Annotated in this window: 17 protein-coding genes; 3 read left to right on the plus strand and 14 right to left on the minus strand. The window is 60.3% G+C overall.

Going from position 1 to position 24782, the window contains the following annotated elements; genetic code table 11:
- Nucleotides 1-72: 72 nt before the first annotated feature.
- Complete coding sequence (locus tag KF814_05325; GenBank protein MBX3235552.1) at nucleotides 73-4815, minus strand: multicopper oxidase domain-containing protein; 4743 nt, start codon at nucleotides 4813-4815, stop codon at nucleotides 73-75.
- 483 nt (nucleotides 4816-5298) lie between these two features.
- Here KF814_05325 and KF814_05330 point away from each other — a divergent pair, with 483 nt between their 5' ends.
- A complete protein-coding gene (locus KF814_05330; protein MBX3235553.1) occupies nucleotides 5299-6195 on the plus strand; it encodes an SUMF1/EgtB/PvdO family nonheme iron enzyme in 897 nt (298 codons plus the stop codon).
- A 23-nt stretch (nucleotides 6196-6218) separates the two neighbouring features.
- Nucleotides 6219-6845, plus strand: coding sequence for a hypothetical protein (locus tag KF814_05335; GenBank protein ID MBX3235554.1), 627 nt, complete (start codon nucleotides 6219-6221; stop codon nucleotides 6843-6845).
- Between the two features lie 151 nt (nucleotides 6846-6996).
- Here KF814_05335 and KF814_05340 read toward each other — a convergent pair whose 3' ends face one another.
- The 10 genes from KF814_05340 to KF814_05385 form a co-directional block, all read right to left on the minus strand.
- Nucleotides 6997-7404, minus strand: a complete 408-nt coding sequence (locus KF814_05340) for a hypothetical protein (GenBank protein ID MBX3235555.1) — start codon at nucleotides 7402-7404, stop codon at nucleotides 6997-6999.
- The gene (locus tag KF814_05345) at nucleotides 7404-7925 is read right to left on the minus strand and encodes a hypothetical protein (protein MBX3235556.1); all 522 of its coding nucleotides are present in this window, start codon (nucleotides 7923-7925) and stop codon (nucleotides 7404-7406) included. Before KF814_05345 ends, KF814_05340 begins: the two co-directional genes overlap by 1 nt.
- Nucleotides 7922-8692, minus strand: coding sequence for a carboxypeptidase regulatory-like domain-containing protein (locus tag KF814_05350; GenBank protein ID MBX3235557.1), 771 nt, complete (start codon nucleotides 8690-8692; stop codon nucleotides 7922-7924). Before KF814_05350 ends, KF814_05345 begins: the two co-directional genes overlap by 4 nt.
- Nucleotides 8693-8711: 19 nt before the next feature.
- Nucleotides 8712-9296, minus strand: coding sequence for a hypothetical protein (locus KF814_05355; GenBank protein MBX3235558.1), 585 nt, complete (start codon nucleotides 9294-9296; stop codon nucleotides 8712-8714).
- A 119-nt stretch (nucleotides 9297-9415) separates the two neighbouring features.
- Nucleotides 9416-12034, minus strand: coding sequence for a multicopper oxidase domain-containing protein (locus tag KF814_05360; protein MBX3235559.1), 2619 nt, complete (start codon nucleotides 12032-12034; stop codon nucleotides 9416-9418).
- A 545-nt stretch (nucleotides 12035-12579) separates the two neighbouring features.
- Nucleotides 12580-13785 (minus strand): sigma-54-dependent Fis family transcriptional regulator, encoded by a 1206-nt coding sequence (locus tag KF814_05365; protein MBX3235560.1) that lies wholly within the window; start codon nucleotides 13783-13785, stop codon nucleotides 12580-12582.
- 155 nt (nucleotides 13786-13940) lie between these two features.
- The gene (locus KF814_05370; GenBank protein ID MBX3235561.1) at nucleotides 13941-15335 is read right to left on the minus strand and encodes a sigma-54-dependent Fis family transcriptional regulator; all 1395 of its coding nucleotides are present in this window, start codon (nucleotides 15333-15335) and stop codon (nucleotides 13941-13943) included.
- Nucleotides 15314-17344 (minus strand): HAMP domain-containing protein, encoded by a 2031-nt coding sequence (locus KF814_05375; GenBank protein ID MBX3235562.1) that lies wholly within the window; start codon nucleotides 17342-17344, stop codon nucleotides 15314-15316. The genes KF814_05370 and KF814_05375 overlap by 22 nt, the downstream gene beginning before the upstream one ends.
- A 253-nt stretch (nucleotides 17345-17597) precedes the next feature.
- Nucleotides 17598-18368: a c-type cytochrome gene (locus KF814_05380; protein MBX3235563.1), complete on the minus strand. Its 771-nt coding sequence runs from the start codon at nucleotides 18366-18368 to the stop codon at nucleotides 17598-17600.
- A gap of 11 nt (nucleotides 18369-18379) precedes the next feature.
- Nucleotides 18380-19768 carry a hypothetical protein gene (locus KF814_05385; GenBank protein MBX3235564.1) on the minus strand — a complete coding sequence of 463 codons (1389 nt, stop codon included), beginning with the start codon at nucleotides 19766-19768 and terminating at the stop codon, nucleotides 18380-18382.
- Nucleotides 19769-20068: 300 nt separating this feature from the next.
- Here KF814_05385 and KF814_05390 point away from each other — a divergent pair, with 300 nt between their 5' ends.
- Nucleotides 20069-20869 (plus strand): hypothetical protein, encoded by an 801-nt coding sequence (locus KF814_05390; protein ID MBX3235565.1) that lies wholly within the window; start codon nucleotides 20069-20071, stop codon nucleotides 20867-20869.
- A 9-nt stretch (nucleotides 20870-20878) separates the two neighbouring features.
- On the opposite strand, the gene KF814_05395 is transcribed toward KF814_05390, so the two are convergent.
- The 3 genes from KF814_05395 to KF814_05405 are packed head-to-tail and all read right to left on the minus strand — an operon-like array spanning nucleotide 20879 to nucleotide 24685.
- Complete coding sequence (locus KF814_05395) at nucleotides 20879-21676, minus strand: PepSY domain-containing protein (GenBank protein ID MBX3235566.1); 798 nt, start codon at nucleotides 21674-21676, stop codon at nucleotides 20879-20881.
- 1 nt (nucleotide 21677) lies between these two features.
- Nucleotides 21678-22484, minus strand: coding sequence for a DUF4198 domain-containing protein (locus KF814_05400; GenBank protein ID MBX3235567.1), 807 nt, complete (start codon nucleotides 22482-22484; stop codon nucleotides 21678-21680).
- A gap of 50 nt (nucleotides 22485-22534) precedes the next feature.
- Nucleotides 22535-24685 (minus strand): TonB-dependent receptor, encoded by a 2151-nt coding sequence (locus KF814_05405; GenBank protein MBX3235568.1) that lies wholly within the window; start codon nucleotides 24683-24685, stop codon nucleotides 22535-22537.
- Nucleotides 24686-24782: the final 97 nt, after the last annotated feature.

Here is a 24782-nt window from a genome sequence, read left to right on the forward strand (position 1 = left end):
ACCACGGGTGATACGGACCGGCACTGCTAGCGGCGGACGGCGCCCCGGTCTCGCAACGCCGTCCTAGACTCCTTATCGCACCGACACGGAGGTCTTCGAAGCATGTCCCCCGTTCGATTCGGTGTCCGCCGTCTTGGTCGCAGGCGGCTGCGGCGTCAACGGAAGAATCCGCTGATCCTCGACCGGCAGTACCTTGAAGAGTCCCCACTGTCCGGCATTCGCGAACGCCGGCCGCTGGTTCTTCCACAGGTAATCACCGACGATCTTGTTCGGTCCACCCGCGCCGCCCGTAAGGTAGGCGTTGATGATTTCCGAACCACCGAACTCCATCGTGCTCACCTGGTCGGCACCCTGCATGTAGGGCTCGTGCGGCCATTCGTGACCGTCGACCGTGAACAGCTGAACCTGTTCACTGAATGCGCCCAACACATGGATCGCCACAGGATCACCGACGTGCGCTTGCAACAACGGCGTCGACGGCGTCTCGCCGGCCTTCACGCAGCTGAAGACCTCGGACACTTCACAACCCTTCTCCACCCGCCATGCCGTCGGTTCCGACCGATAGTTCACGGCCGAGATACCGGCGACCTGCTGGATGTAGGGCATGAAGCTGACACCGACGATGTTGTCTTCGTCCTGGAACATCAGCGAGAAGTCGCGGTAGTTCTTCCGGCTCTCGTTTCCGGGAACCGAGCGATCCACCAGCACGTCAGCGCGCCAGCTGCTCTTCATCGTGATGTCGTCGCCGGTCATCGGGTCGCGATAGCGCGAGCCCTTCGGGCCGACGATGATGGAACCGAACAGGCCGTTCCGCGGATTTTCCACCACGTTGCCCCAATCTTGGATCAAGGCGGCCAATTCACCGTACTCAGGATGCGCATAGTACGTATAGGTCTTGCTCTCGCCCGGGCCGACCGTCTGATCACCGGGGTTATTGCCGACGTTGGCGCCGAAGGAGTCCTTCGGATCGAACGCCATCATGTCGACGTGGAACCCGGCCCGATCTTTGGCCATCTCGTTCTTGAGGTTGACCTTGATGCAATCACCGACGTTGACGTGCAGCGTCAGCGGGCTCGGCTTCAATTCACCGGCCTTGACCCTACCGCGATCTCCGTCGAGGACATACATCTTGCCTTGTTCGTTACCCAAGACCATCTTCCGTTCCAGATCGACTTCCATCAAACCCGGTGCCCCTTCGTGGTACCGGATGTTCTGGTCGACCGCGGAGACGTTGAAGGTCTTCACGGGTGCATCCGCCGGACACACCGACTGGGCGGACTTACGGATCTCTTCGCGACCCGGCAACGGCTTCAGGTCCTTCTGCGCTTCATCGAACACGCGGAAGATGCCCCAGCTGCCTTCGGCGAAGTGCGACGCCCGACCGCTGTAGTACAGGTAGTCACCCGCCATCTGTTGCGGACCACCGGCCGCCGGAATGGCCGGATCGTACCGCTCGCCGATGACCAGGTGCACCGTGCTGCGCGGCATGGCCGTCGTGCCGTACCGTTCCATCGGGAACCAGTGGCCGGTCACGTGCCACGTGTGCACTTCGTTGGCGGATCCCACGAGCGCCCGAACGAGAATCGGGTCACCCAGGTAGGCCCGTAACAACGGCGTTCCCGGATCGCCGTGCAATCCGGACACGAACAACTTCGACGGATCCGGGTTGTTGGCCAACCGGACGCTCAACGGCTCCACACGCATGCTGTAGCCGCTGCCCGTCGTCGCCTCGCCGCCGTTCAGGAACCACATCGCCGACTTGTTGATCCGATCCGGGAATTGGTGCGACGGCGGTCCATCGACCGTCACCGCGCCCATCCTCGCCTGCGGATTGTCGGTCGTGATCAACTCCGCCGACCGGGCGTTGCTGTCCATGATGTGCATCATGACTTCGCGGAAGCTGCCGCGGATGTGGGCAGACACCGGCTCCATCGTATGAATGTCGGCGATCGGTCCGCTCCGCAGTTCCTTGCCGGTCACCGGGTCATGATACGTTGACCCGCGCGGCTCGGTGATGAATGCCGAGAACAGTCCGTGTCCCCAGGTGTCGGTGCCGAACACGTGATCGTGCCAGTACACCGTGCCCAAGTCCACGTCGACATACCAGCGCTCGCGGATGAACTCCACGCTCGCGATGTCGTTCTTTTTGTGCGCGTGCTTCAAGGGCGCATCGAACGTGATCGTGTTGCCCTTGATTTCCTTGATGCGGGCGACCTCGAAGAACTTCGGATCGTCCATGCCCACCCCCAACTCGATGTTGTGGTGGAACTTCGCCGGATTCTTGACCGTGATGCTCCGCGCACCTGCCTTGCTGTCCGCCGTCAACACGGTGTTGGCTGGCAAAGGCATACCCTTCGTGGGCTGCGGGTCTTCCAGCATCGTGAACGCGCGCAGGGACATGTCGTAGGAGAACCCGATGGTCGGGCCGTCCGACGCGCTCGTGTCGAACTGGAAGAAGTGCGGATGGAGGTTGATCTTGTTCGCCCAACCGGTGCGAGCGTCGTCGGGGATCTCGTTCTTGAAGATCACGTCGACGCAATCATGCACGTTGCCGCGGATGACCAGCGGAACCTGCTTGGCGGGGTTCTTGCGGACTTCCTCTTCTTCTTCGTGCAGCACATAGATCATGCCGATCGGGTCCACGATCGCGGCGGTCTTGGAGGTCGCCGGCTTCAGGGTAATCGGCAGCGTGATCGAGTGGATGGTGAAGAACTTCCGCGGCGCATTGGCCGGACAGAGGCTCCAGGGCCCCTGCTCACCCGGCTTCGCCGGCTCGGTGCTCTTCGTGCCGTCCTCGCGGACGCGGAACGGCTCGAGCCACGGCGCCCCGCCGTGGTTCGGCGCGAACGGAGGCCGCTTGCCGAGGTGCGGACGCAGCCATGGGAACGCCAGCTTACCGGTCTGCGGATCGAACGTGATCGCCGGGCGCTCGTTCGGCGTCGGCGACACATAGTCGGCCCACTTGTGCGGCGTTTCCGGCTCATTCAGGGCGGTGTCGCCCTTCCACTTCCAGTTCACGACGGTCGGGTCGTTCGCTTGAGCCTGCTTGAGCTGGTCCTCGGTCTTCCCGGGGAGGCCCTGCGGCGGAAGCATGTACTCGACCCAATCCTTGATGGACACCTTCACCGGATTGGACTTCCAATCGGTCTTGTCCTTGGTGATCTCGAACTTCTTGCCGCCATACCAGTCGACCGTCTTACCGACCAACTGATCGGAGCTGACGCCTGCCTTGATCTTGCCTTTGCGATCCGGCAATTCAACCAACGGCTTCATCACGTCGTTCTGGAAGCCCGGCTGCTGCAGCGTGTTGTACACGCGCCAGAAACCCCACATGCCGGTCACATAGTGCTGCGGAATGTGGCAATGGAACACGAACTCGCCGGCCAGCGCCTGCAACCCGCCGGAACCGCCCTCGATCACTTCATCATAGATTTCGGACGGACCGATCGATTGCACGTCCAACCGGTCGGAGGTGTCGGTGATCGGGGGGAACTTCACCGGACCGCTCTTGGAAAGCGTGGGGTCCAGCTTGCTCGTGCCCGGCTGACGCGCCCAACGAATGGAACCACCGTGCAAGTGGTGCGAGTGCACGATCTCCGAACCACCGATCATCCGGAACTTGGCCGGATCACCGAGGTAGGAGCGGGGAATCGTGGTCGCCGGATCGCCGAACGTATAGGAGCCGTAGCCCTGTGATTCGTCGGCAAACCCAACCAAATGCTCTTGCATTTCCAACCGCTCGCCGTGCGGCTCGCTGCGATAGTTGAGCAAACGCGCGGCCGGCCGATAGGTATCGGTGTGGGCGTCGCGCTGCGGCAACATATCGCCCTTGCGGTTGAGGAGACGGAAGGTCTCGTCGCCCGCTTCGTGATAGAAAATCACGAATTCGCGGAAGTCCGAGCCGCCCGCCACGTCGATGATGGCCTCCCAGCCGCTCTTCATGTCCTCACCTGAGAACGGGCTCAGGAAGCGGGAGCCGCGGGGCTCGACCACAAGGGAACCGACCATGCCGAGCGAGTACTGGTCACGGCTCGCATGGCTATGGAACGCACGTCCTCCCTCCTGCAGGTCCAGGGGGATGTACCACTCGAACTCGCCGGTCTTCCCGGCAGGCACGAGGGCATCAGGGTTGTTCGCGGTCGCCGGCTTCCCCGTGCTTGCGACAAGCATCTGGGAGCCGTTGATGATCATGTTCGTCGCTTCGTTCTCAATCTGGTTGCGGAGCGTGATCCGGAGACAGTCACCTTGATTGGCCCGGATGACCAACGGCTGGATCAAGTCGCCCTGCAAGCCATTGGAGACCGCACCGCCCGCAAAGGTCGGATCTTCGCTGTCCCGCGCGGCCTTGTTCTTGGCTTCCTCGTCGCGCACACCGGCCACTTGCTCGGTCAACGCGAACATATAGCCGGGATAGAAATCGCCGAAACGGTTGACCGTGATTTCCACGTTCATCGCGGTCACGTCGTAGACTCGGACCGGCGCATTCGCCGGGCAACGAGCGCCCTGCGACACCTGCACCTTGTCGGGATCGTCCGCAACCAGCAACACACCCTGCTGCATGGCGTGGGCGCTTGCGCCCCGGAACGGGCCCTGGGAATTCACTTCCCGTTCGATCTGGTCGATCGCCTTGGACATCTTGTCCTGCAGGATCGGACCAGCCGGTTGGTGGACTGGTGTCGCGAGGTCCGTACTGGACTCCGTCGCCACATGTCCGTCATGGCTCATGATGGCCCCAGCTGGCATAGCGCCGGCCAGGCCGAGACAGGTGGTGAGCCCCAGCACACCTGCTCGCATCCATTTCCTTGGTACACCCATACGTTCGGCCTCCTTCTGACTAACGGTCGTTACGCTGACTACTGCGGACACAACTAACAGGGCACATGAAACACACCGTCACAAATATGGGAGTCTGGCGGAGGCCAATTGCGTTGGAGGAACATCAGGAGGCCGGTCCTTCTATTCCGACTCCTCCGCCAGACAACTCGAATTCACTAAGGGGTCAGACCACCGAGAGCCTGGTTAGCATTCGGCTCGTGCGAGAAAAGCAATTAATGTTCCTGTCAAATCCGTAAGACGGTGATGTCGAATTCTGTGGCAAATGTCGCCGACCACACCCTGGCATGGCCGAAAAATGGGATCTCTACGCCCCATTCGCAAATTGAAATAGGGCGACAACGCCCCATCCGAAACCCCTTCTCGCTCCGCCCCCTCAGAACAGACATAGAATCTAATTCCCGTTCAGTGGTTCATTGTGTTACCTCTGGGGCTCTTGCTCCCTGCACGCGTCAACGGGATCCCATGAAGCGATTGATGGCTCGGCTTCTCGGCAAGTATCAGGTCTTGGCGATCGCAACGCTCTGCGGCTTCCCCTTGTGCGCGGAGACCGCATTGGTTCGCAGCGAAGAGCCCCGGCAGCGGCTCCAAGCCATCGCGGCACTCGCCGCCGAGTCACCGATGGTCCGAGTGGATGAGGGCCCGTTCCTCATGGGTACGCCGCGCACGATCGAAAGCACATTCGGCCTCGAACTCCAGTATGACGACACAGAACAACCGCAGCGACGCGTGCAAATCGACGCCTTCGAAATCGATCGCGATGAGGTGAACCTCGGATCGTTCCTCGCATGGCTATACAAGACCGATCGGACGCCTTCGGAGCTGCTGGTCAAACTCATCGACCACGTCGCGGCCGTGCACTCGGTGTCGCCTGCGGTCCTAACTCGTTGGCCCGCGCTCTATGTCACCTGGAGTGAGGCCAGGGACTACTGCTTATCCCAAAAGAAGCGGCTGCCGCGCGAAGCGGAATGGGAGAAGGCGGCCCGCGGAGCCGACGGCAAACTCTTCCCGTGGGGAAGCCATGCCCCAACAGCAGAGCTCGCCATGTTCGGGCAGTACCATGTCCATGAGATTCCCATCGTGGCCGCCGTGGACAACGGCTTGGCCGGGCAGAGCCCCTATGGCGTTCGACATATGGCGGGCAACGCCGCTGAGTGGGTCGCGGATTGGTTTGGGATCGATTACTATGTGACGATGCCGGACCGGAACCCGCCCGGGCCTACTACAGGTCGGTACAAGGTGGTGCGGGGCGGGTCGTGGAAAAGCACCCCGGCGCTGCTACGTACCTCCACCAGGAGCGGCGCGGCACCGGATCAGCGAGCGGCCACGATCGGATTTCGTTGTGCGCGCTCGGTTCAGTAACCGGAAAGAGGAACGAGACAGGCATGAACATGATCCGGACACGAGGTGGATGGCTTGGACTGTGGCTGGCGATACTGTGTGCGAGCCTATCCAGTGCCTACACCCAAGCTGCGGTTCCAGACCAGCAGGGCTGGAGACTCTACACCAATGCGCGTTTTGGATTTTCCGTGCGGTACCCGGACACCTGGCAAATGGGAAAACCGTTGCCCGACGGAATCGGCGTCACACTGCTTCCCCCCGTCGAACACAGTCTGGTTGCCCTCTCGGGCCATATGAACCTGCTCGAGGGCACAAGCCAGGACCGCCGGCAGACACTCGAGGAATTTGCCGCGGCGCATCGCCGAATCATCACCGAGCTGTTCCAGAAAAAAAATGTCGCGCTCACCTGGCGCAAGGATCAGGAGACGACGCTCGCGGGGTTCCCGGCTAAACGATTGAGCTTCACCTACCAAGATGAACGGAGCGTGCACATGGTCGAGGTTCACCTGTTTTCGTTGGGAAGGAATGAGGGGCGTGGCGTGCGGATCAAGATGCCGGCCACGTCGCAGAAGGAGTTGGAACCGGCCATCGCCGCGATGTTGGCCGGTTACCAACCAGGGCGGGACCAAAATGCGGTCAGCCCGATCGTACCGAAGCAGCAATCACAATAAAGCGTGATGCATACCTCGTCGTCCGTATTTCGCCGGCGTGTGAACAGAGGGAATCTGTTTCCTCGCCACGAACCGAGCTTCACGCGTCACATGGCACAGTTGAGCATCCCAGCTACAACCGAGCGGATCCACCGGCGTTCTTGGGGGCCCGCTACGCGCCGTTGTCCCGGATCGCCTGCAGCCGTTTGACCGCTTCCTTCACCGCAGTGCGAGCTTTGACGGCTGGGTTCAAACTCATGCCGGGATCGACCTTGTCCCCTAGTTCGGCAACCCGTCGGCAATGCTTAATAGCATCTTGCAAGTGCGGCACTGCGGCCTTGGCCTCTTCGTTGTTGGACGGCAGCTGTTTCAAAATCGATTCGGCGTGCTTGGTCACTTCCCCGCAGTGGTGGACAATCGCTGAACCGTCCCCCATTCCGCCGTGCATGACCATCTCTTCGGCGTCCTTGAGCATCGCCTTGCCGGCTTCCTGCACATCTTTGGGTGACCAGGCATAGACCACCGCCCCCCCCAACGCCGCACAGAGAACTATCGCCCGCCCCACCTGCTTTGCATACATCAAAACACCCGACCTTTCTTTACCGGAGGATGATCCGCCGGCGTCAGTCGGCGATATAACTCGTGAAACTGCTCCGTTGTCAAGGCGGGGTTTTCCAATTCCTTCATCGTCGCCTCATCGATCTGGTACTCGACGGTATCGTCGAAGCTCGACGAGGCGATCGCGATGTAATGGGCCGGAAACAGGCGCTCCGGCAGTAGGATCGTCACGGCACCGTTGTAGCGTTTCGCCAACCGCAGCGCCGCTTGGGCACGCGCAACGGAGACGCTTGGTCCCATCCCGACGTTAGTCGGCGGGCGTCCCGCCTTCATGAACTGCAGATGTACATTCTCCAGCCCGGCCTCGGCGAACTCCAGCTTGATCGTGTTCGCTTGGGCGCGGTGTTCTTGCACGAACACGGCTTCAACCCTGCCCACCGAGAGGCCATCCTCCTCGGCGGCGAGCGGCAACCCGGCCGCTCCCGCCACAAGGGCCAATACACAACACATCCGGCGACACAGGTCGATCATGCTCTTGCTCACTTGGCGTTGAACTCCAGGTCAAGCTGCACGGTCCTATTCGGTTCCACAATCAGATCACGCGCCAGCTCACCCAAGGTCGGATGCCAGGCTTTCACTTTGTAAGTCCCGGCCGGCAGATCGGCGATCGCAAACGCGCCGTCCGTTGCCGTCACGGCGTAATTGGGATTGTCGACCGCATAGCCCCAATTCTGCATGTAGGGATGGACCCCGCACTGCATCGTGAAGACCTTCCGTCCCTTGACCAAATGCACCGTCTCCGTCGTTCCGGTCGCCTTCAGCGACGGTCGATGGAGCACGATATCCACGCCCGATTGGTCATAGGTGTACCCTTGAATATCGTGTGACACGGGGTCCCGGTTCGTCACGGTCAATTGCCGTTTCTCGCTCACGACCGTCACGTACGGCAGGAACTGACAGGTCCTGGCTTCCACCGTCGCCTCTTGCGCATCGAAGGGCTTCCCGTGTTGAACTCCTTCGATCACGATCACCACGTCTTTCAGTCCACCCTCCTGCCCGACCGTCACCTCCGTCATTTGCCTTAATCCCTCGCCATTAGATAGCGTCCCACAGAAGGTTCGGTCCGGATACCGGCGCAACTCGAACTGTTTCGGTTCCGGCAGGCTCCCCTTCAACGACACGGTTCCCCGCACCGTCGCTCCCTCGGTAACCGTTCCGGGTTCGTACGCCGCCTCCCCGCTCCCGACGCCCACCACCGTCGCCAATCCCGCCGCCATCGCGGCGGCCCATATGATTCTCGACTGTTTCACCCTCGTCACGTCTCCTTTCCTAGTGCTCGACATTGGCCGGCGGGTTCGCCCGGTCCATCCGCTGTGGAACGTCGAACAGCAAGGGAGATTGCTCCGTGAAGACCAGATGCCGATACTCCTCCGACCACTCGCCTTCCTTGCTGACTGTCTTGAGCGGAAACCGCTCGGCCTTGGTAATCCATCGATAGTAATGCTTGGTTTCTCCGCGCTGGGCCACGGCCACATCGAACAGTTCGGTCGCAAACCCGTTCAATGTCTGTTCGCCGACCAGTTCCCGAGACAGTTCCCCTTCCATCCGCTCGCCGAGCTCCAACCGGTAGGCATCGGCAATCGGCACCTCCACAAACTGCCGCCGTTTTGAGAGGATCAGCCACGCCACCGCACGATCGCCCCGCACGATGATCACGTCAGCTCCCCATTGCGGATGCGAGAATTCCAGTCGCCAGCGATCAGACTTGGCATTCACATGGGTCGTTAGCACCGATTTGCCTTGCTTGACCACGCGCTCGGCGGAAAAGTCTCCTCCCGCGATCGCCCCCCCAGGGAACGCTGCACAGAGGGCCGCCGCCAGCACCAACCCCGTTGTCGCTTGCCGTTCATGCATGCTCGCTTGCATCGGTCCGACAGAGCGGACCCGCACCGCAAGATTCACTCGAGAACGAAACGGGGGAACCCGGATTGAAACCGCCGGATCCCCCCGCTCCAGGACTGGCCTCCTCTCAGCTAGTTCGTCTTCATGGACACCGGTACGGTTTGCACCGGTGCCTGTTCCTCAGCCTGTTGAGTCGCCGGCACCTGTCCGCTCAAGGGCAGAATCGCCCGGCTGTCGCGGTCCAGTACCTTCAACATGCCCCAGTGACCGGCATCGAGATAGCCAGGCCGCTGGTTCAGCCACAGGTAGTCGCCGGGGATTGAATTCGGTCCTCCTGCTCCACCGTGCAGCCACGCGTTGATGACCTCCGCACCGCCGAACTCCATGGTGCTCACGAGGTCCGCGCCGCTCAGGTACGGCTCATGTTTCCACTCATGACCCGAGACGCTGAAGAGTTGCACCTGTTCGCTGAAGGCGCCCAGGACGTGAATCACGACGGGATCGCCGACGTGCGCCGCAATGGTCGGCGTCACCGGTTGATCGCCCGTTTTCACGCAGGCAAATACTTCGCTATAGGCACAGCCCTTTTCGGTTCGATAATCGGTCGGTTCCGACCGGTAGTTCACCGCCGTCACACCGGCCACCCTTTGGATGTAGGGCATGAAGCTGGTGCCGATGATGTTGTCTTCATCTTGGAAGAGCAACGCGAACGACCGGTAGTTCTGCCGGGTTTCATTCCCCGCCACACTCCGATCAACGAACACGTCCGCGCGCCAGGAGCTCTTCTGGGCCAAGTCCTCGCCCGTCACCGGGTCCCGATACTGCGAGCCCTTGGGACCGATGATGATGGCGCCGAACAGGCCGTTCCGCGGGTTCTCGACCACGTTGCCCCAGTCCTGAATCAGGGCCGCGTTCTCGCCGAACTCCGGATGGGCGAAGAAGGTATACATCCGGCTCTGGCCGGGCGCCACGGTCTGGTCGCCCGGATTGTTGCCGGCGTTGATACCCATGGACTCCTTCGGATCATAGGCCAGGTTGTCCACGTGGAACCCGGCCCGTTCCTTAGCCATCTCGTTCTTGAGATTGACCTTGATGCAATCGCCCACGTTCACGTGCAGCGTCAATGGGCTCGGCTCGAGACTGCCCGAGGCGACCTTCGTCATTTCGCCTTCGAGCACATACATCTTGCCGCTCTCATTGCCGAGGACCATCTTCCGTTCCAGGTCCACTTCCATCGCACCCGGCGTTCCCTTGTTGTAGCGGATCGCCTTATCAATGGCGGCCACGTTGAACGTCTTCACCGGCGCATCAGCCGGGCACACCGACTTGGCCTGCTGCGGGATCTCCTCGCGGCCCGGGAGCGACTGCAACGTACCATCCGCCTTGTCGAGCACCCGGAAGAGGCCCCAGCTGCCTTCTGCGAAATGCGACGCGCGACCGCTGTAGTACATATAGTCGCCCGCCATCTGCGGCTGACGAGCCCAGCGGATGGAACCGCCGTGCAGGTGATGCGAGTGCACGATTTCGGAGCCGCCCGCCATCCGGAACTTGGCAGGATCGCCAAGGTACGAACGCGGGATCGTGGTCGCCGGATCGCCGAACGTATAGGATCCGTAGGCCATCGACTCGTCGCCGTAGAAGCCCATATGGGCCTGCAATTCGATCCGCGTGCCGTGCGGCTCACTGCGATAGTTCAGCAAACGCGCTCCCGGACGATACGAGTCGGTATGGGCATCGCGCTGCGGCAACATTTCGCCCTTCTTGTTCAAGAGGCGGAACGCTTCGTCTCCTGCTTCATGATAGAAAATCGCAAACTCACGGAAGTCCGGGCCGGTCGGGTCTTCGATCATCGCTTCCCAACCGCTCGTCATCGGCTTGCCGTCGAAGGGGCTCAAGTAGCGCGAGCCGCGAGGCTCGACGACGAGCATGCCGATCAAGCCCTGGTTGAACTGATCACGCGAGGCATGAGAACGGAAGAACCGGGCGCCCTCCTGGGTGTCCGGCTTGATGTACCACTCGAAACTCTGCTGGCCGCCCGCCGGGACCGTGGCTTCGGGATTCGACGGCGTGGCCGGCTTCCCGGTGGAAGCCACCACCATCGAGGACCCGTTGATGATGAGATTGGTCGCCTCCTCGGTGATGCCGTTGTGGAGCATCAGCTTGAGACAGTCGCCTTGGTTGGCCCGAATCACGAGCGGCTGGATGACATCGCCCTGCAAGCCGTTCGAGACGGCTCCGGGATCGTCTTCCTTATCTCTCGCCGTCCTGTTGGCCGTCTCTTCGGCTCGGGCCTTCTCCACGTTTTCGGTCAACACGTACATGTAGCCGGGGAAATAATCCAGGAATCGGCTCAACGTAATTTCCACGTTGATCGCCGATACGTGATACTCCTTCACCGGTGCGTTGGCCGGACAACGCTGCCCATCGCCCACTTTCACTGCGTCATCCGCAACCAACAATACACCTTGCTGGAGCATATGACTGTTGGCCCCTTGGCTGTACCCGCCTTTTTGCCCAATGTACTCCTGCTGCCGCTTCACCTCCTCCATCATGCGGTCACGCAAAACCGACCCGCCATCGCGGTAGATGACTTTCTCCGACGACGCCGTTCCGGTGTCGCCTTTGTGGCTGTGCGGATCCGCTGCGAATCCCATGGGGGATGTCAGCAGGCTGCTCGCCAGCAGCACGGCGGGTAAGCCCGCCGCCAGTCCAGCCCTTCGGCGCTTCTTGAAACCGAACCGCCTTCTCATACACCGGTCTCCTTCTGCAGCCGCCCTCCATGACGAGAGCGGCAATCTGTGGGTGACTCCGTCCGTCTGAACCACACTCAGATCTGATGATTGGTACATCCACCGATCCGGCTGCCTGTGCAACGGATCGCTAGATCGACGAATCCCCAGAAGCTTGTCACCTGCCTCCCTCATGCCTCACCGGCCCTATTGGTGCTGGTGAAGTGCATCTCCCCGAGACGCGGGTTATTCGGAGGCCGGTCCGAATCCCGAATACTTCACCAGCGCCCCCACGCTTCCGCAATAATGATGCCTCGCGAGCGAATACGTGGATTCTCCTCTGTTCATGCAGGTTTTCACTTCCTACGTTGCCTAAGAGCGCTTTCGGGCATTTTTCGCGAATATGGGACGGACTCGTCCCATGATTGTGCCAGCGCTCTCACCGAGCGCCAGGATAATCAACCACATAGCGTTGTCTATCGGCTTACACAGTGAAACCGGGAAAATGTGGCGAGTTGGAACAGTGCGAGAATCGGCGCACGAGAATCTACGGAAGGGAAGTAGGCTCAGAGATGGCGGATTTGTTCAGGGAGGTTGGCGCAGCCAAGCAACGGTCCATCGGCCCCAATAGCCGCACGCTCCGCCACGCGCTGCAATTCCCGCACATTGCCGGGCCAGGCATATTGGCACAGGTGGGCAAGCGCATCCGGCGTGAAACCGAATCCTGATACCGGCTCGGGATACTTACGCTGCAACAGCGGCGTCATGAACACTCGCGCCAACTGCTCTAGATCTTCCAACCGTTCGCGCAGCGGAGGTACGGAGACAGGCACGACACTGAGGTGCTGGTAGAGATCCTCGCGAAATTCGCCCGACTGACAGGCCTGCTCAAGCGGCTTGGTCGACGCGGCGATCACACGAATATCCAACCGGTAGAACTCACTCCCATTGACCCGTCTGGCGCGCTGTTCCTTCAGTGCGCGCAACAACTTCGCCTGAATGCGTAGGCTCAAACCCCAAACTTCGTCCAAGAATAGGGTGCCGCCGTGAGCGGCTTCCAGCGAGCCCGACCGTGCGCCGCTCGATTTTGTCGGACGCAATGCTTCGAGGCCGAACAACTCGGCCTCGACCATCGCCTCCTCCGCCCCCAGACAGTCCACAGGCATGAACAGCTTGCTGTGCCGTGGACTGATGGCATGGATTTGACGAGCGATCCGCTCCTTGCCACTCCCATTTTCACCGAACAACAGGACGGCGGCTTCGGTCTGAGCAACTCGGTCGACCAATGCGCGGACTGACCGGATGGCGAGACTAGTTCCAGACAACACCGGCTCGCCGCCTGTCTCCGGGCCTCGTCGTGCTGCTGCCTGCTTCGCAATAGGCTTCTCAGTTGCGACGTCGGCCGGCTCGTCTCCCAACGCCCGCTGAATCACCGTCCGGAGTTCCCTGCCGGTAAACGGTTTCGCGAGGTAATCAAAGGCACCGTGACGCATGGAACTCACGGCGGTGCGAATCGAGGCATAGGCCGTCAACAACACCACCTTGATCGCGGGGTCAATGCGCTTCGCGGCTTTTAACAGATCGATTCCGTCCAGCCCTGGCATACGCAGATCGGTGACCAACACCTGGGGATGCTCGCGCTCGATGGCATCGAGCGCCCGCTGCGGATCAGTCTCGACAATGCAGTTGCACGAGGGCCCGGTCAGGATCCGTCGGCAATTTTCGACCGCGTCCGGCTCGTCGTCGACGATGAGGATCTTCGTCAGTGGCATAGTATTCCCCGTTCCAATTATGGCAAGGGACGGCCCGGCAACCGTCCGAGCAGAACAGTTTCTACACGAAGCAAGTTGGATGCCGATGGTACGGAACAGGCAAGAATGGGGCGAGATCGCCCCATTTCAAATACCCTGACTACTCGATGGAGGAACTAGGACTCGCGGAGTCCGTGACGTTTGACCATGCGCTCGATCGTCTTGCGATCGACGTTGGCTTCCTGCGCCGCATTCCCCATGTGCCAGTTATGACGTTTGAGCAGGTCTAGGAGGAAGGTCCGTTCGAAGGAACGAACCATTTCCTGTTTGGCTTCCTTGTAGGAGGCACCTTCCTGAGCCAAGGCCTCTTCCCGCAGGGCCGTCCTGAGACGTTCCGGCAAATGGCGGGCTTGAATGACCGGTCCGTCGGCCAGCGCTGATGCCCGTTCGATGACATTTTGCAGCTCGCGCACGTTGCCGGGCCAGGCATACTGTTTCAACAGCGCCAGGGCCTCGACGGAAAACTGCGGTCCGCCAGGATAGGCTTGGCGGGCCATGAAGCGGCGAAGAAAGGCCTGTGCCAGGAGTTCGACATCTCCCTCCCGCTCCCGCAGCGGAGGCAACACGATTGGGATGACGTTAAGTCGGTAATACAGATCCTCTCGGAACACACCCTTCTGACTCAGTTCCTCGAGGTCGCGGTTGGACGCGGCAATGACGCGGACATTGACGTCCGTGTACCTAGTGCCCCCGACCCGCCTGACGTGACGCTCCTGTAGGACACGTAACAAACGCGCCTGGAGCGTGTGGCTCATCCCGCTCACCTCATCGAGAAACACCGTTCCCCCGTTGGCCACCTCGAACAGACCGGCTTTGGTCGCATGGGCGCCGGTAAACGCGCCGCGCTCGTGGCCGAACAACTCCGACTCCAGCAATGTATCCGGCATTGCCACGCAGTCCACCGGAACGAATGGTTTTGCCGACCGTTCGCTCTGCTCATGGACGGCAAGCGCGGCCAGTTCCTTGCCGGTTCCGCTTTCGCCGTAAATCAAAATGTTTGCATCGGTCCGTGCCACCCGCTTGATCAGTTCCTTGACATCGACAACCGCTCGGCTCTTGCCGAGAATGCGGTCGGTGGCCCCCCGCTCCCCCTCCTGCCCAACGGCCTCCGACTGAATCGCCTCCCCGTCTGAGCCGGGTTCCGATAGCTTGGTTAAGGCACGGCGGGCGACGTCTTCCAAGTCCTTGCTGCTATAGGGTTTCAGAATGTAATCAAGCGCGCCACGCCGCAGGCATTCCACGGCCGTCTGAACCGTCGCGTAGGCGGTCATCAATACCACGCCGATATTGGGATCCACTCGCTTGGTCTCAGCCAGCACGCCGATCCCATCCAGCACCGGCATGCGCAGATCGGTAAATACCAATTCCGGACGCTCATGCTGGATGCGCTCGATCGCGCGCAATGGATCGCTCTCCGTCATGCACTCGTAGCCCAAACGGCTCAAGATGCGCCGGCAATTGTCCAGCGCATCGATTTCATCGTCGACCACTAATATTTTGCCTGTCCCCATCCGGCCTCCTGTGGTGCGCCAGGCACCGATGCCAGCGCAGGGAGCGAGACCGAAGCCTCCGCCCCGCGCCGGCCGTTCTTGATATCAAGACGACCACGGTGGTCCGCCACGATGCCGTAGCTGAGAAACAACCCCAGCCCGGTACCGGCCCCTTCATCCTTGGTCGTAAAAAATGGGTCGAAAATCCTGCCCAACATTTCCTCCGGAATGCCGGGGCCCGTGTCACACACACGAACTACGGCAAAAACCCCGTCCTTGCTCGTCTCGCGGTCAGACCGCAACGTGATCACGCGGGGCTTGGGGCCGTCGGCCATCGCATCGATGGCATTGTTGATGAGATTGATGACGACGGTTTCCAACCGGTCGCGATCGCCCATAACAGGAGGCAATTCGGAAGCAAGCTGGGTATCGATCGTGACATCTTTCACCGATGCCCGTTCCTTCGAAGCTTCAATACAGGTACGAACCACACAATTCAGGTCGATCGGCTTCAGTGTCGTGGCGGCTCCCCGCGACAGAGCCAGCATGCTCCTGGTCACCCGGGAGATGCGATCGGCTTGGGAGCGAATCGCCGTCAGATCCCGCTGGAGTTCTTCCGGCAAGTGCAAGTAGGCCGCCTCTTCCTCCATGCATTCGATTCGGTTCAAAATGATCCCGAGCGGATTGTTGATTTCATGGGCGATGCCGCTCGCAACCTTCCCCAAGGTCGCGAGTCGTTCCGCGAACTGCAATTTCTTCATCTGTTGGGTCACTTCAGCCGTCTTCTCCTCGACACGGCGAGCCAAGTCTTCGTTGAGCTTGGTGAGTTCCGCCCGGGAGGCTCGCAATCGATCCGACATCCGATGCACCGCCGCCGCCAGTTCCTCGAACTCGTCGCCTGTCTGAATATCGAGCGGGCCGCCATATGTCCCCTGACTGATTGCCTCCACTCCGGTATGCAGGACGTGAATCGGCCGGGCGATCCTTGCCGCGACGTAGCGTCCCATCGCCCACAGCAAGACGACCATCACGAGCCCGATGCCGGCCAGATTGCGAATCTGGTCCCGGATGGGGGCATAGCTTTCTTCCGGTTGCTGGCGGACAAACACGTGCCAGGTATTATCGGGCAAGGTCAAGCCGGTCACGGGTGCATAGCCGATGACCGTCTGTGTTGCACCGTGGCCGTCGTCCTCTGCAATCGCCCAGCCTGGAGCCGAAGAAACGATCATCGCCATCAACTGGCTGGGAATCCGGTGCGCCTGCCGAGGCAAGATAGGACAGACCAGCGGATTGCCCGCCGCATCAAACAGCATCGCATGGCCGGTCTCCCCGATCCGAAGCTGTTTGATCATGGCAAACATGGAATCGAACCGGAATGAGGCCTTGATGGCGCCGATCACCGTATGTTGGCGGTCGTCGAGAATCGGCACGGCAATGTCGATCGTTTCTTCCGGCGTGCGAAACGACCCTTCCTGTCCGGCAATCAGTCCGCTCACATAGACCCGGTCAAGGCCGCCCGACTGGATCGCATTCCACCAGGGTTCCTGACCTAAAAAATAATGGTCGGGCTCAGAACTCGCAGCGACCAACGCTCCGTACCGATCAGTGATCAAGAGGCCGACCATCTTATCGCCGTCGCGCACCTTGGTCTCGCGCAGAAAACGCGAAAGCTCTCCGTCGAGGAGTCGCACTCCATGGTCCTGTCCCCGTTCCCACTCCTGAATCCGCACTTGGATAAGTTGCTGTGCAGCGGACCACTCATCGGGATACGACCGGTTGGCCATCTCGACCGGTTGCCGCACTCGAAGGGGAGCGGAGGCCAGCAGCCGTGCCCCCTGGATTTCGCTTTGCACCAATAGCGTCAACCGTTCGGCAGCCTGCTCGGCGATCGTCTGGAAATTGCTGCCGATGACGTCCCGGAGCGAGCGCATGCCGGAGACGTGGGCGAGGAGGAGGCCGATCAACAATGGAATACAGCCGACCAGCACGATGGCAAGTACGATGCGGCCTTTGATGGTTCGAATTCTCATCGTCAACCGGATCACGATATTGTAAACAACGTACGCGAGAAAACGCCACCGGTCGGTCGAGGGAGGGGAACCAAGATGTGAAGAATGGGATCGAGAAGGCGGCCGTTCCCACCGTGGACAGGCCGGCCGAGGGCCGACGACGGGCCCCAGTCCCGGTCAGGCTGCCTGTGAGTACGTCGGGAAGAGCACGCCACGAGTCGGAAGAATGTTCATGGCCAATGCGGGCAAGATGCGAGTGGCACAATAGCAGGCGCTATTTCATCTCTGCAGACAACGACAGGATATAGTAAACCAAGTCCCAGGCTTCGTTGTCATTCCCGGCGACCTGATCGGCGTATGACGGCATCGGCGTCCCATCCAGGCCCGTCATCAAGCTTCGATAGAGGTCGCGCGGAGTGGCACCGCCTTTCAAGGAAGCGCGTTCGGTCAAATTGGCCGCTTTGATCCGCAACCCACGGCTGTCCTGGAGATGTCCCTCTGACTCTGGTCCGTCTCCGCGCCCTTCCGTCCCATGGCAGGTCTGACAGCCGTACTTGCCGTAGAGTGCACGCCCGCGCTGAATGCTTTCCTCGGATGACGGATAGGGAGCAACGCCGATCGGCAACGGCACCGGTTTCTCCTCCTGGAACGCGGGATTGAACGATTTCACATAGGCAATGACCTGCCACCGCTGCTCCTCGGTAAGCAAGGCGAATGACGGCATATAGCCGGGAATACCTTGCGTCACAGTGCGGTAAAGGTCTTGGTCCGTCGGCAACTCCCCCGAAGCCGTGCTGCGAAACTTGAAATTCTCCTGAACGAAGTCCCTCGGACGCGGGGACGAGTACCGGCCCAAATAGAAAGCCACCGGCCCATCGCCTCGACCTCCTACGCCATGGCACCAAATACAGCTGCGCTCGAAGATCTGTCGCCCCTTTTCACGGGTCAGCCGATTATCCTCCGGCTTGGCTGCGCGGACCGCAGCTTCTCCCGCGGCCATAACAATCAGACCGGCGGCAAGGCACGCAATGAGACGCAGACGCATAGTGAAGTCTCCTAAAACGACACGTCGATGCCCGAAAAGAACGCATTGCGCAGGTTTCTGGCGGCACTGTCCCCGTCTTCCGGTTTCCGCACATTGAAGTCATTGCGGGCAAAGATCGCCACGTTGCTGCGAAGAAAATGCTTGGCCTGCAGGCCGACGAACGTTGAAGACTTTCTCTGGTCCAGTTGGCCGCCGGCGTCCAGGTTGTCGTATCGTACCGAGAGCATGGTGCGGTCGCTCACGTAGACATCCGCTCCAATGGTCAAGCCGGTCGCGGTGGCATCGAAGTTTCCCTGCACGCTGCTGGGTAGCTTATTGATCCGATCCACGGCGTAGGCTGCATAGACATCCACCATTTTATAGGTGACGCGTGCGGAGACCCCGAACCGATTCCAATTGACGTCCTGTTGAGATTGGACCTTGGCATTGCTGTTGCCCATGTAGGCAAACCCCGAGACATTGGCCGCAAAATACTGTGACTTGGCATAGTCGAACCGGACCATGCCATACAGGTCCTTGCCCTTGTTCGAATCGCCGAACCCTTCGTTGGCGCCGTTCAACACCCCGATCTGGTAAAAGAAAAAATCTCCGATGGGCCGGCCATGCACGTCAATTCCGGTTTCAGCGCCGGAATTGAATAGCGACGAGGCCAAGGGCGAAATGTACGTGCCGTCACGCTGGTAGAGCCCATAGAATTTTGCCGCAAAGGCACTGGGAGTAAGGCCGAAACGATTGATGGTGCAAGGGGAGAATGCGCCGGCCCCGCAGCCGTTCGACGAGAGATGCTCTCCAACATCATTCAATTGCTGTCTGATGGTCGAGTAGGAATACCATGCCGATGGATCGAATCGACCGACCCGCACATGCGCCAAGTCCTGGGAGCCCAGGTTGTTGAAGGTGACGAAGCCCCGCTCGACCCCCGTGCTCCCCGCCTCCACATCGTGGGCCACTTCCACCAGAAACCCGACGTTGTTGGTCAAGGTTCCCGCCGTGAACATCGAGAACGCTTCAGGGAATGTGAATTCGGTCTTGTTTTCGGCGATCCCCGCGTCGACGCCGGAAGGATTTTGCCGTTTGAAACTCCAATGCCGCACACCGTTGCCGACCATGCGAAATCCCACGTAGTTCGACACATCATCCAAAGAGAGATCCCCAAACTTTTTCTTGCCGACAATGCCCCCGTCTTCGGTTCCCGGCAATTGGTAACCGTTTTCCAGGAAGCGTTGACCAAAGGTATTCAGGATAGGCGGAGCCGTGTGGCAGGCGGTGCAGTTTAGCGCGTACTTTCTGGCAAAGGCAGGAATGGCTTGCGCCGGGGGTGCAAACAGGCCGGCAAGAAGGGAGCCGGAACAAACCAGCCCCAGCAGGGCACAGACCGTCAAGATGCGGGGTCTCGACACAACCGGCCTCCATTCATCACACGCTGGAAACAGCCCAGACCCTACGTACTACCAGGTGAGTACCAGTCGTCGCGTCAAGAGTCAGAATAACAAAACCGACTCCAGTCGCAACCAAATTGCCCAAACCGGACAGAACGGCTTTCTGCGATCAACACCGCATGCTACCCGACAGTTCATATGGTCAAGGCGCAACCGAACAAAGTGGGAGCGTGGCCGACGTTTCCCCCATGCTTGACGCCAAGATGCCCCCTGTTACCCTTTAATACTGGGGAAATTCCCCAAGAATTCCAAGAGGCTGACGTGTTACGAATCGCTCTATTGTGGGTACTGTGCGGTCTGGCCATTGCATGGCCTGGTCTCGCGGGGGCCGGCGGAAACATCCATGGCACGGTCTCGTACCAGGGCGCCTCGGTCAGGGAGGAATTCCCCACGACCAAGCTGCCCAACGGCGATTACTGCGCAACCCTCGCTCAACAGAAACCCGAAGTCTTCTTGCATGAGGGAAAAACCAGACTACTTCAGACAATCGAGGTATCGCCGAACGGCGCGCTGAAGGATGCGATTGTCGCAGTGCAGGATGTGATCGATCCCGCATTCCTCGCCTCCTACCAAGGAACCACCGTACAGATCGAGGAATGCGAGTTCCATCCCTACACCAGTGTGGTCGTGGAAAAGCGAAACTTCCACGTGCTCAATCTCGACCCCACCGATCATCGCATTGCGCAGAATATGACGGTGAGCGCGGCTCACAATCCCCACGGGATGGAAGTCCAAGGGTCCAACTCACGGACGCTGTTCAACATCGGCCTCGCGCAAAAAGGCGCACAGTTGAACAAGCCCGTGGTCTTGCGGAAACGACCTCTCGGCTCCTCACTCCTGCTGCTCTGCGACCAGCACCCCTACATGCAGGCCTGGTTCTTACCGATCACGAACCCCTACTATGCCGTCACCGCGAATGCCGGGACGTTTGAGATCACGAACGTCCCCGCCGGCCATCACAAAGTCAAAGCCTGGCACCCTCGCGCGGGAATGATGGAGAAAGAGATTGTCGTACCGGAAAGCGGTGACGTCACCGTCCTCTTCGACATTCCTGCGAAGTAACCATCCGCGTCAGACTTCCAACCTGCTCGACATACGCGACGTCGAACCAGTCGGCGAGCCCACTCGGTGCTCCTCGGTTGCCTTGGCTCGTCGTGCCCGTGCACGATGTGAGAGCCAAAGGGACACACCGGACAGGCCCATCAGCAACAACGGCAAACCCGGCACATTGAGTAAGGTTTTCTCGAACCCAAAGAAATTGAGTTGGTGGAGCTGCATGACGAAGAAGTGCACCTTGCGCCATCGACCTTCGTCTTCGAGGATTTCCCCGGTGTAGCGGTCCAGAATGATCTCCGTCGCATTGGCGTCGTCGAAGCGTACTCGGACGGCGTCGTGAGTCCGTTTCTTCTTGCGCGGTTGATACCGTTCCAGGTCAACCCCGATGACCTTCGCCGGCGGTGCCACATACTGCTCCGCTAACGCTGGCGCCAATTCGGCGGAGATTGGCGACAGGCGTTCGCCGGTCGAGGCATCGATCAGGACCGTCACGGATGAACCCGCACCACCCAACCGGATCTCATACAACAAGCGGCCGAAATCAGACCGCAACACCACCTGCTCGACAAACGTCCGACCCGCGGAGGCGGCCCGCGCGAGGTCGATGGCGTCCGGCAGCGACACCTTCGCAGCCGTCACCGGTGGACCGCCGACGGCACGCATCTTCTCCTTGTAGTGGTCGTCCCAATAGAGAAAACGCGCATCGGCCCACAGCAACCCCGTGATCAGCGAGAGAAAGAAAAACCCGCCCGCCCAGGCCGCGAGCCATCGATGCGCCCCCCTCGTCATCCGCTCATGTCCCGCGCGGCTCATGTCAGGGCCTCTCGGCACGATCGGTCCGTACTTGTACGGCCAATGTGCTGCGGTGTCGAACCACCTCGTAGGGCTTGCCTTGAAACTCTCCCCCGGATTTTTCGACGTGAAGCAGTTCGAGGACATATCGTCCCGGCCACATCGGCGTGAACGTCGTGACCCCGTCGGAGCCAGTATGCAGTTCCTTGTCCCATCCGATAGGCGCATGCACGATTACCTGGACGGAGGGCAATGCCTGCCCCTTGAACATCGCGCGCACGACGATCTCCCCGCCCGGAGCGTGCGCCACCTGGCCGGTCGCCAGATTCACCCCCCGACTCAAAGGGATGATGTCCAGATCGAGCGGCACCGGCGCCTGCCTCTCCTGCTCGCTCACTCTGCCTTCCTCCAGGCAAATGAACGACGTGCGCGCGTAGTACATGGGTTTCACGACGCCGAGATCGTGCGACCGTAAGTCCTGCACCGGCGCATCCCGCTGTTCGGCCACCACCTCATGCCGACCGGGTGCACAAGCCGACATGTTGCCGGAGAAGCGGTTGATGTCCTTGCTCAAGGCAACCTCCGACGGTCCCTGCTTTGGGTGGGTGACCCGCAGTCGGATGCCGTCCATCGTATCCAGCCGCCCACCTCGCTCTTCCCGAAGAAACTCGCTGTACTCGCCGAAATAGACATGCATTGTTTGGCCGGAAGCGGGAGCGGCCGTCGCCTCCGCCTCGATCCAAGCAAAATGGGCCCGGGCGGGCCCAGCCGCAGCCAAACTCATCGAGAGCCCCAACATCCACATCCCGCCCTTTGTGATGGTTTTCATAGCGACCCTGCTCCTTCTGTTGTGTTCGTTCATTCCTGCTGCCGTGCTGTTCAGAATCTCACGGAGACTCCGCCGTAGAAATTTCGGATTTCCCCCGGCTGGATTCCCACAAAGCTCGCGGTCTGTCGCTGGGCGATAAACGCTTCGTCGAACAAATTGCGAATGCCGGCAAAAATCGCCCATCGCGAATTCGGCGGCTCATAGTTCAGCCGCAGGTTGCACAGTGTGTAGGAGGGAATGACCCCCACGGTGCCAAGGACATTCTCCGGTGTGGTATTGGCAAGGTCCGTGAATTGCCTTGCGATATAGGTGGCATCCAATTCGACGGAAAGACCGCTGTGATGGAAGTACCCGAGTGCGCCGTACACGGTCATCCGAGGCGCCAGCGGCAGATCCTTTCCGTCCGTGGCACCAGAAAGTGACTTCGGCCGCAACAGCGTGATATTTCCCCGAGCCACAAATCCCTCGAGCGGTTCGACCAACTGTCCTCCATCCAGGATCACCGAACTCTCGATGCCCTCATGTACCGTCCGCCCACCGTTCACGAGCCTGCTGCCCTCCTGCACGATCTGGTTGGAAAAGTCGATGCGGAACAACGCGACTTCCGCCGTGACACCCCGCACCACTTGCCCGCGCAGGCCGATATCGGAACTCAATCCTCGCTCCGCCGCGAGATCCCGATCCGCACCGTTGGTGGGATCGATGGCGTTCGCAAACGTCGGTGGACGAAACGTCGTATGGATATGGCCGAATAGGGACAGATCCATCGGCAGGTCGTACTTCACGCCGGTTCCGTACACCAATCCCTGCGTGGTGGAGGAACTGCGGAAGTTCGGCACAGTCGCCGGGGGAATGGCATTCAAAGTTTCGCGGCTTTGGTTGACCTGTTCGAAGCGAAAGCCCGGCGTCAAGGTCAATCGATCGGTGATGCGCAGAACGTTTTCGACGTAGGCGGAATAGGCAATCGCTTCCAAATCCGCATTGTTCGTCGTCCGCGAGATCTTGGATCCGGCCGTCCCAATGCCGGTGATGTCGGTCAATCGCTCAGCGTGGTATCGCCCGCCGATGATCAGTTTGTGTTCCTGCCCAAACAGTCCGTAGGTGATCTGGTGTTGCGGCACCACGCCGAATACGTTGAACTTGCGCAGAAAGTTCGTGCTGGTCGGCAGGAGCGCTCCGGTCGTTCCGCTCTGGTCCTGAATGTACCAATTGCGTTCGAACACGTTCCCGTAGACGATGAGCTTGCTCGTGTGATGGCTGTCGAACTCATGCATGGCGGTCACGTCGATGCTGCCCCGTTGCCCTTTGAACTCATCGAGTAGTTTGCCTGCCCTGGTTCGATCAGCCGCGAATTGCGCCGGCGTGATCCCGCCAGGCGTTTGCGAGGTTTCGTTGTACCAATCGACATTCGCTACGACGCGGGTGCGGAGGTCCGGATTCATCTCCAAGCGGAAGGTGAAGTCGTCCAATTGCGAAGCACCATGTTCGCGAAACCCATCGGACTGCCGCCGTACGTAGCCCATCTGCGCCCCGAGATTGCCGAAGCGCCCGCCGTAGGTCGTGCTGCTCTGAAACATATTGAAGCTGCCGAACGTGTTGGTCGTAGAAAAGCTCGGCGAAGACGGAATATGCTTCGTGACAAGATTAACCAATCCACCTTGCGTGTTCGGCGAGTAGAGCACGCTCGCCCCACCCTTGATGACCTCGATGTGATCGACCCGTTCGATCGGCACCATGTAGTACATGGCCGGATCGCCGAACAGGGCCGGCTGAACGGGGATCTCGTCCACCAAAACCAGCACATTGCGACTGCGCGTGGGATTGAGGCCACGGATACCGATGTTCGGCCGCAAGCCCTGTCCGTACTCCTCCATGATGGTCACCCCAGGAATGCGCCGCAGCATTTCATCGGCATTCTTAGGCCGCGCGCGCTGCAATTCCTCCCGGGTCACGACATTGACGACGCCGGGGATTTCTTTCACCGCCTCCTGATCAGGCAGGTCGCGCTGCTGCGCCCCTTGCACCACTACCTCGGGCAACTTGACCGCATTGGAGGGCGGCGCCTCGCGGCCCTCCGCTGTGGCCTCGACCGGCGTTGCGGGTGTCGCTTCCGCGTCTTGTGCCAAGACCGTCGCTCCTTGCCCCACTATCGCCACGAGACAACATATCGCGCCCACCACCCGCACAAACCTCAACAACATGATCGCTCCTTTATGTTGCGGACACACAAAAGCCCAAGGCTGCTCACGCAGGCTTGGGCTCTGGACTGACAGTCCGCTGGCCTTGTTCGACTGATCT

The sequence above is a fragment of the Nitrospiraceae bacterium genome, from assembly GCA_019637075.1.
Lineage (GTDB): Bacteria > Nitrospirota > Nitrospiria > Nitrospirales > Nitrospiraceae > JAHBWI01.

Excerpts from the sequence above, each read along its gene's own strand:
- KF814_05325 (MBX3235552.1), bottom strand. The coding sequence starts at position 4,815 with ATGGGTGTACCAAGGAAATGGATGCGAGCAGGTGTGCTGGGGCTCACC.
- KF814_05330 (MBX3235553.1), top strand. The coding sequence starts at position 5,299 with ATGAAGCGATTGATGGCTCGGCTTCTCGGCAAGTATCAGGTCTTGGCG.
- KF814_05335 (MBX3235554.1), top strand. The coding sequence starts at position 6,219 with ATGAACATGATCCGGACACGAGGTGGATGGCTTGGACTGTGGCTGGCG.
- KF814_05340 (MBX3235555.1), bottom strand. The coding sequence starts at position 7,404 with ATGTATGCAAAGCAGGTGGGGCGGGCGATAGTTCTCTGTGCGGCGTTG.
- KF814_05355 (MBX3235558.1), bottom strand. The coding sequence starts at position 9,296 with ATGCATGAACGGCAAGCGACAACGGGGTTGGTGCTGGCGGCGGCCCTC.
- KF814_05360 (MBX3235559.1), bottom strand. The coding sequence starts at position 12,034 with ATGAGAAGGCGGTTCGGTTTCAAGAAGCGCCGAAGGGCTGGACTGGCG.
- KF814_05365 (MBX3235560.1), bottom strand. The coding sequence starts at position 13,785 with ATGCCACTGACGAAGATCCTCATCGTCGACGACGAGCCGGACGCGGTC.
- KF814_05370 (MBX3235561.1), bottom strand. The coding sequence starts at position 15,335 with ATGGGGACAGGCAAAATATTAGTGGTCGACGATGAAATCGATGCGCTG.
- KF814_05375 (MBX3235562.1), bottom strand. The coding sequence starts at position 17,344 with ATGAGAATTCGAACCATCAAAGGCCGCATCGTACTTGCCATCGTGCTG.
- KF814_05380 (MBX3235563.1), bottom strand. The coding sequence starts at position 18,368 with ATGCGTCTGCGTCTCATTGCGTGCCTTGCCGCCGGTCTGATTGTTATG.
- KF814_05395 (MBX3235566.1), bottom strand. The coding sequence starts at position 21,676 with ATGAGCCGCGCGGGACATGAGCGGATGACGAGGGGGGCGCATCGATGG.
- KF814_05400 (MBX3235567.1), bottom strand. The coding sequence starts at position 22,484 with ATGAAAACCATCACAAAGGGCGGGATGTGGATGTTGGGGCTCTCGATG.
- KF814_05405 (MBX3235568.1), bottom strand. The coding sequence starts at position 24,685 with ATGTTGTTGAGGTTTGTGCGGGTGGTGGGCGCGATATGTTGTCTCGTG.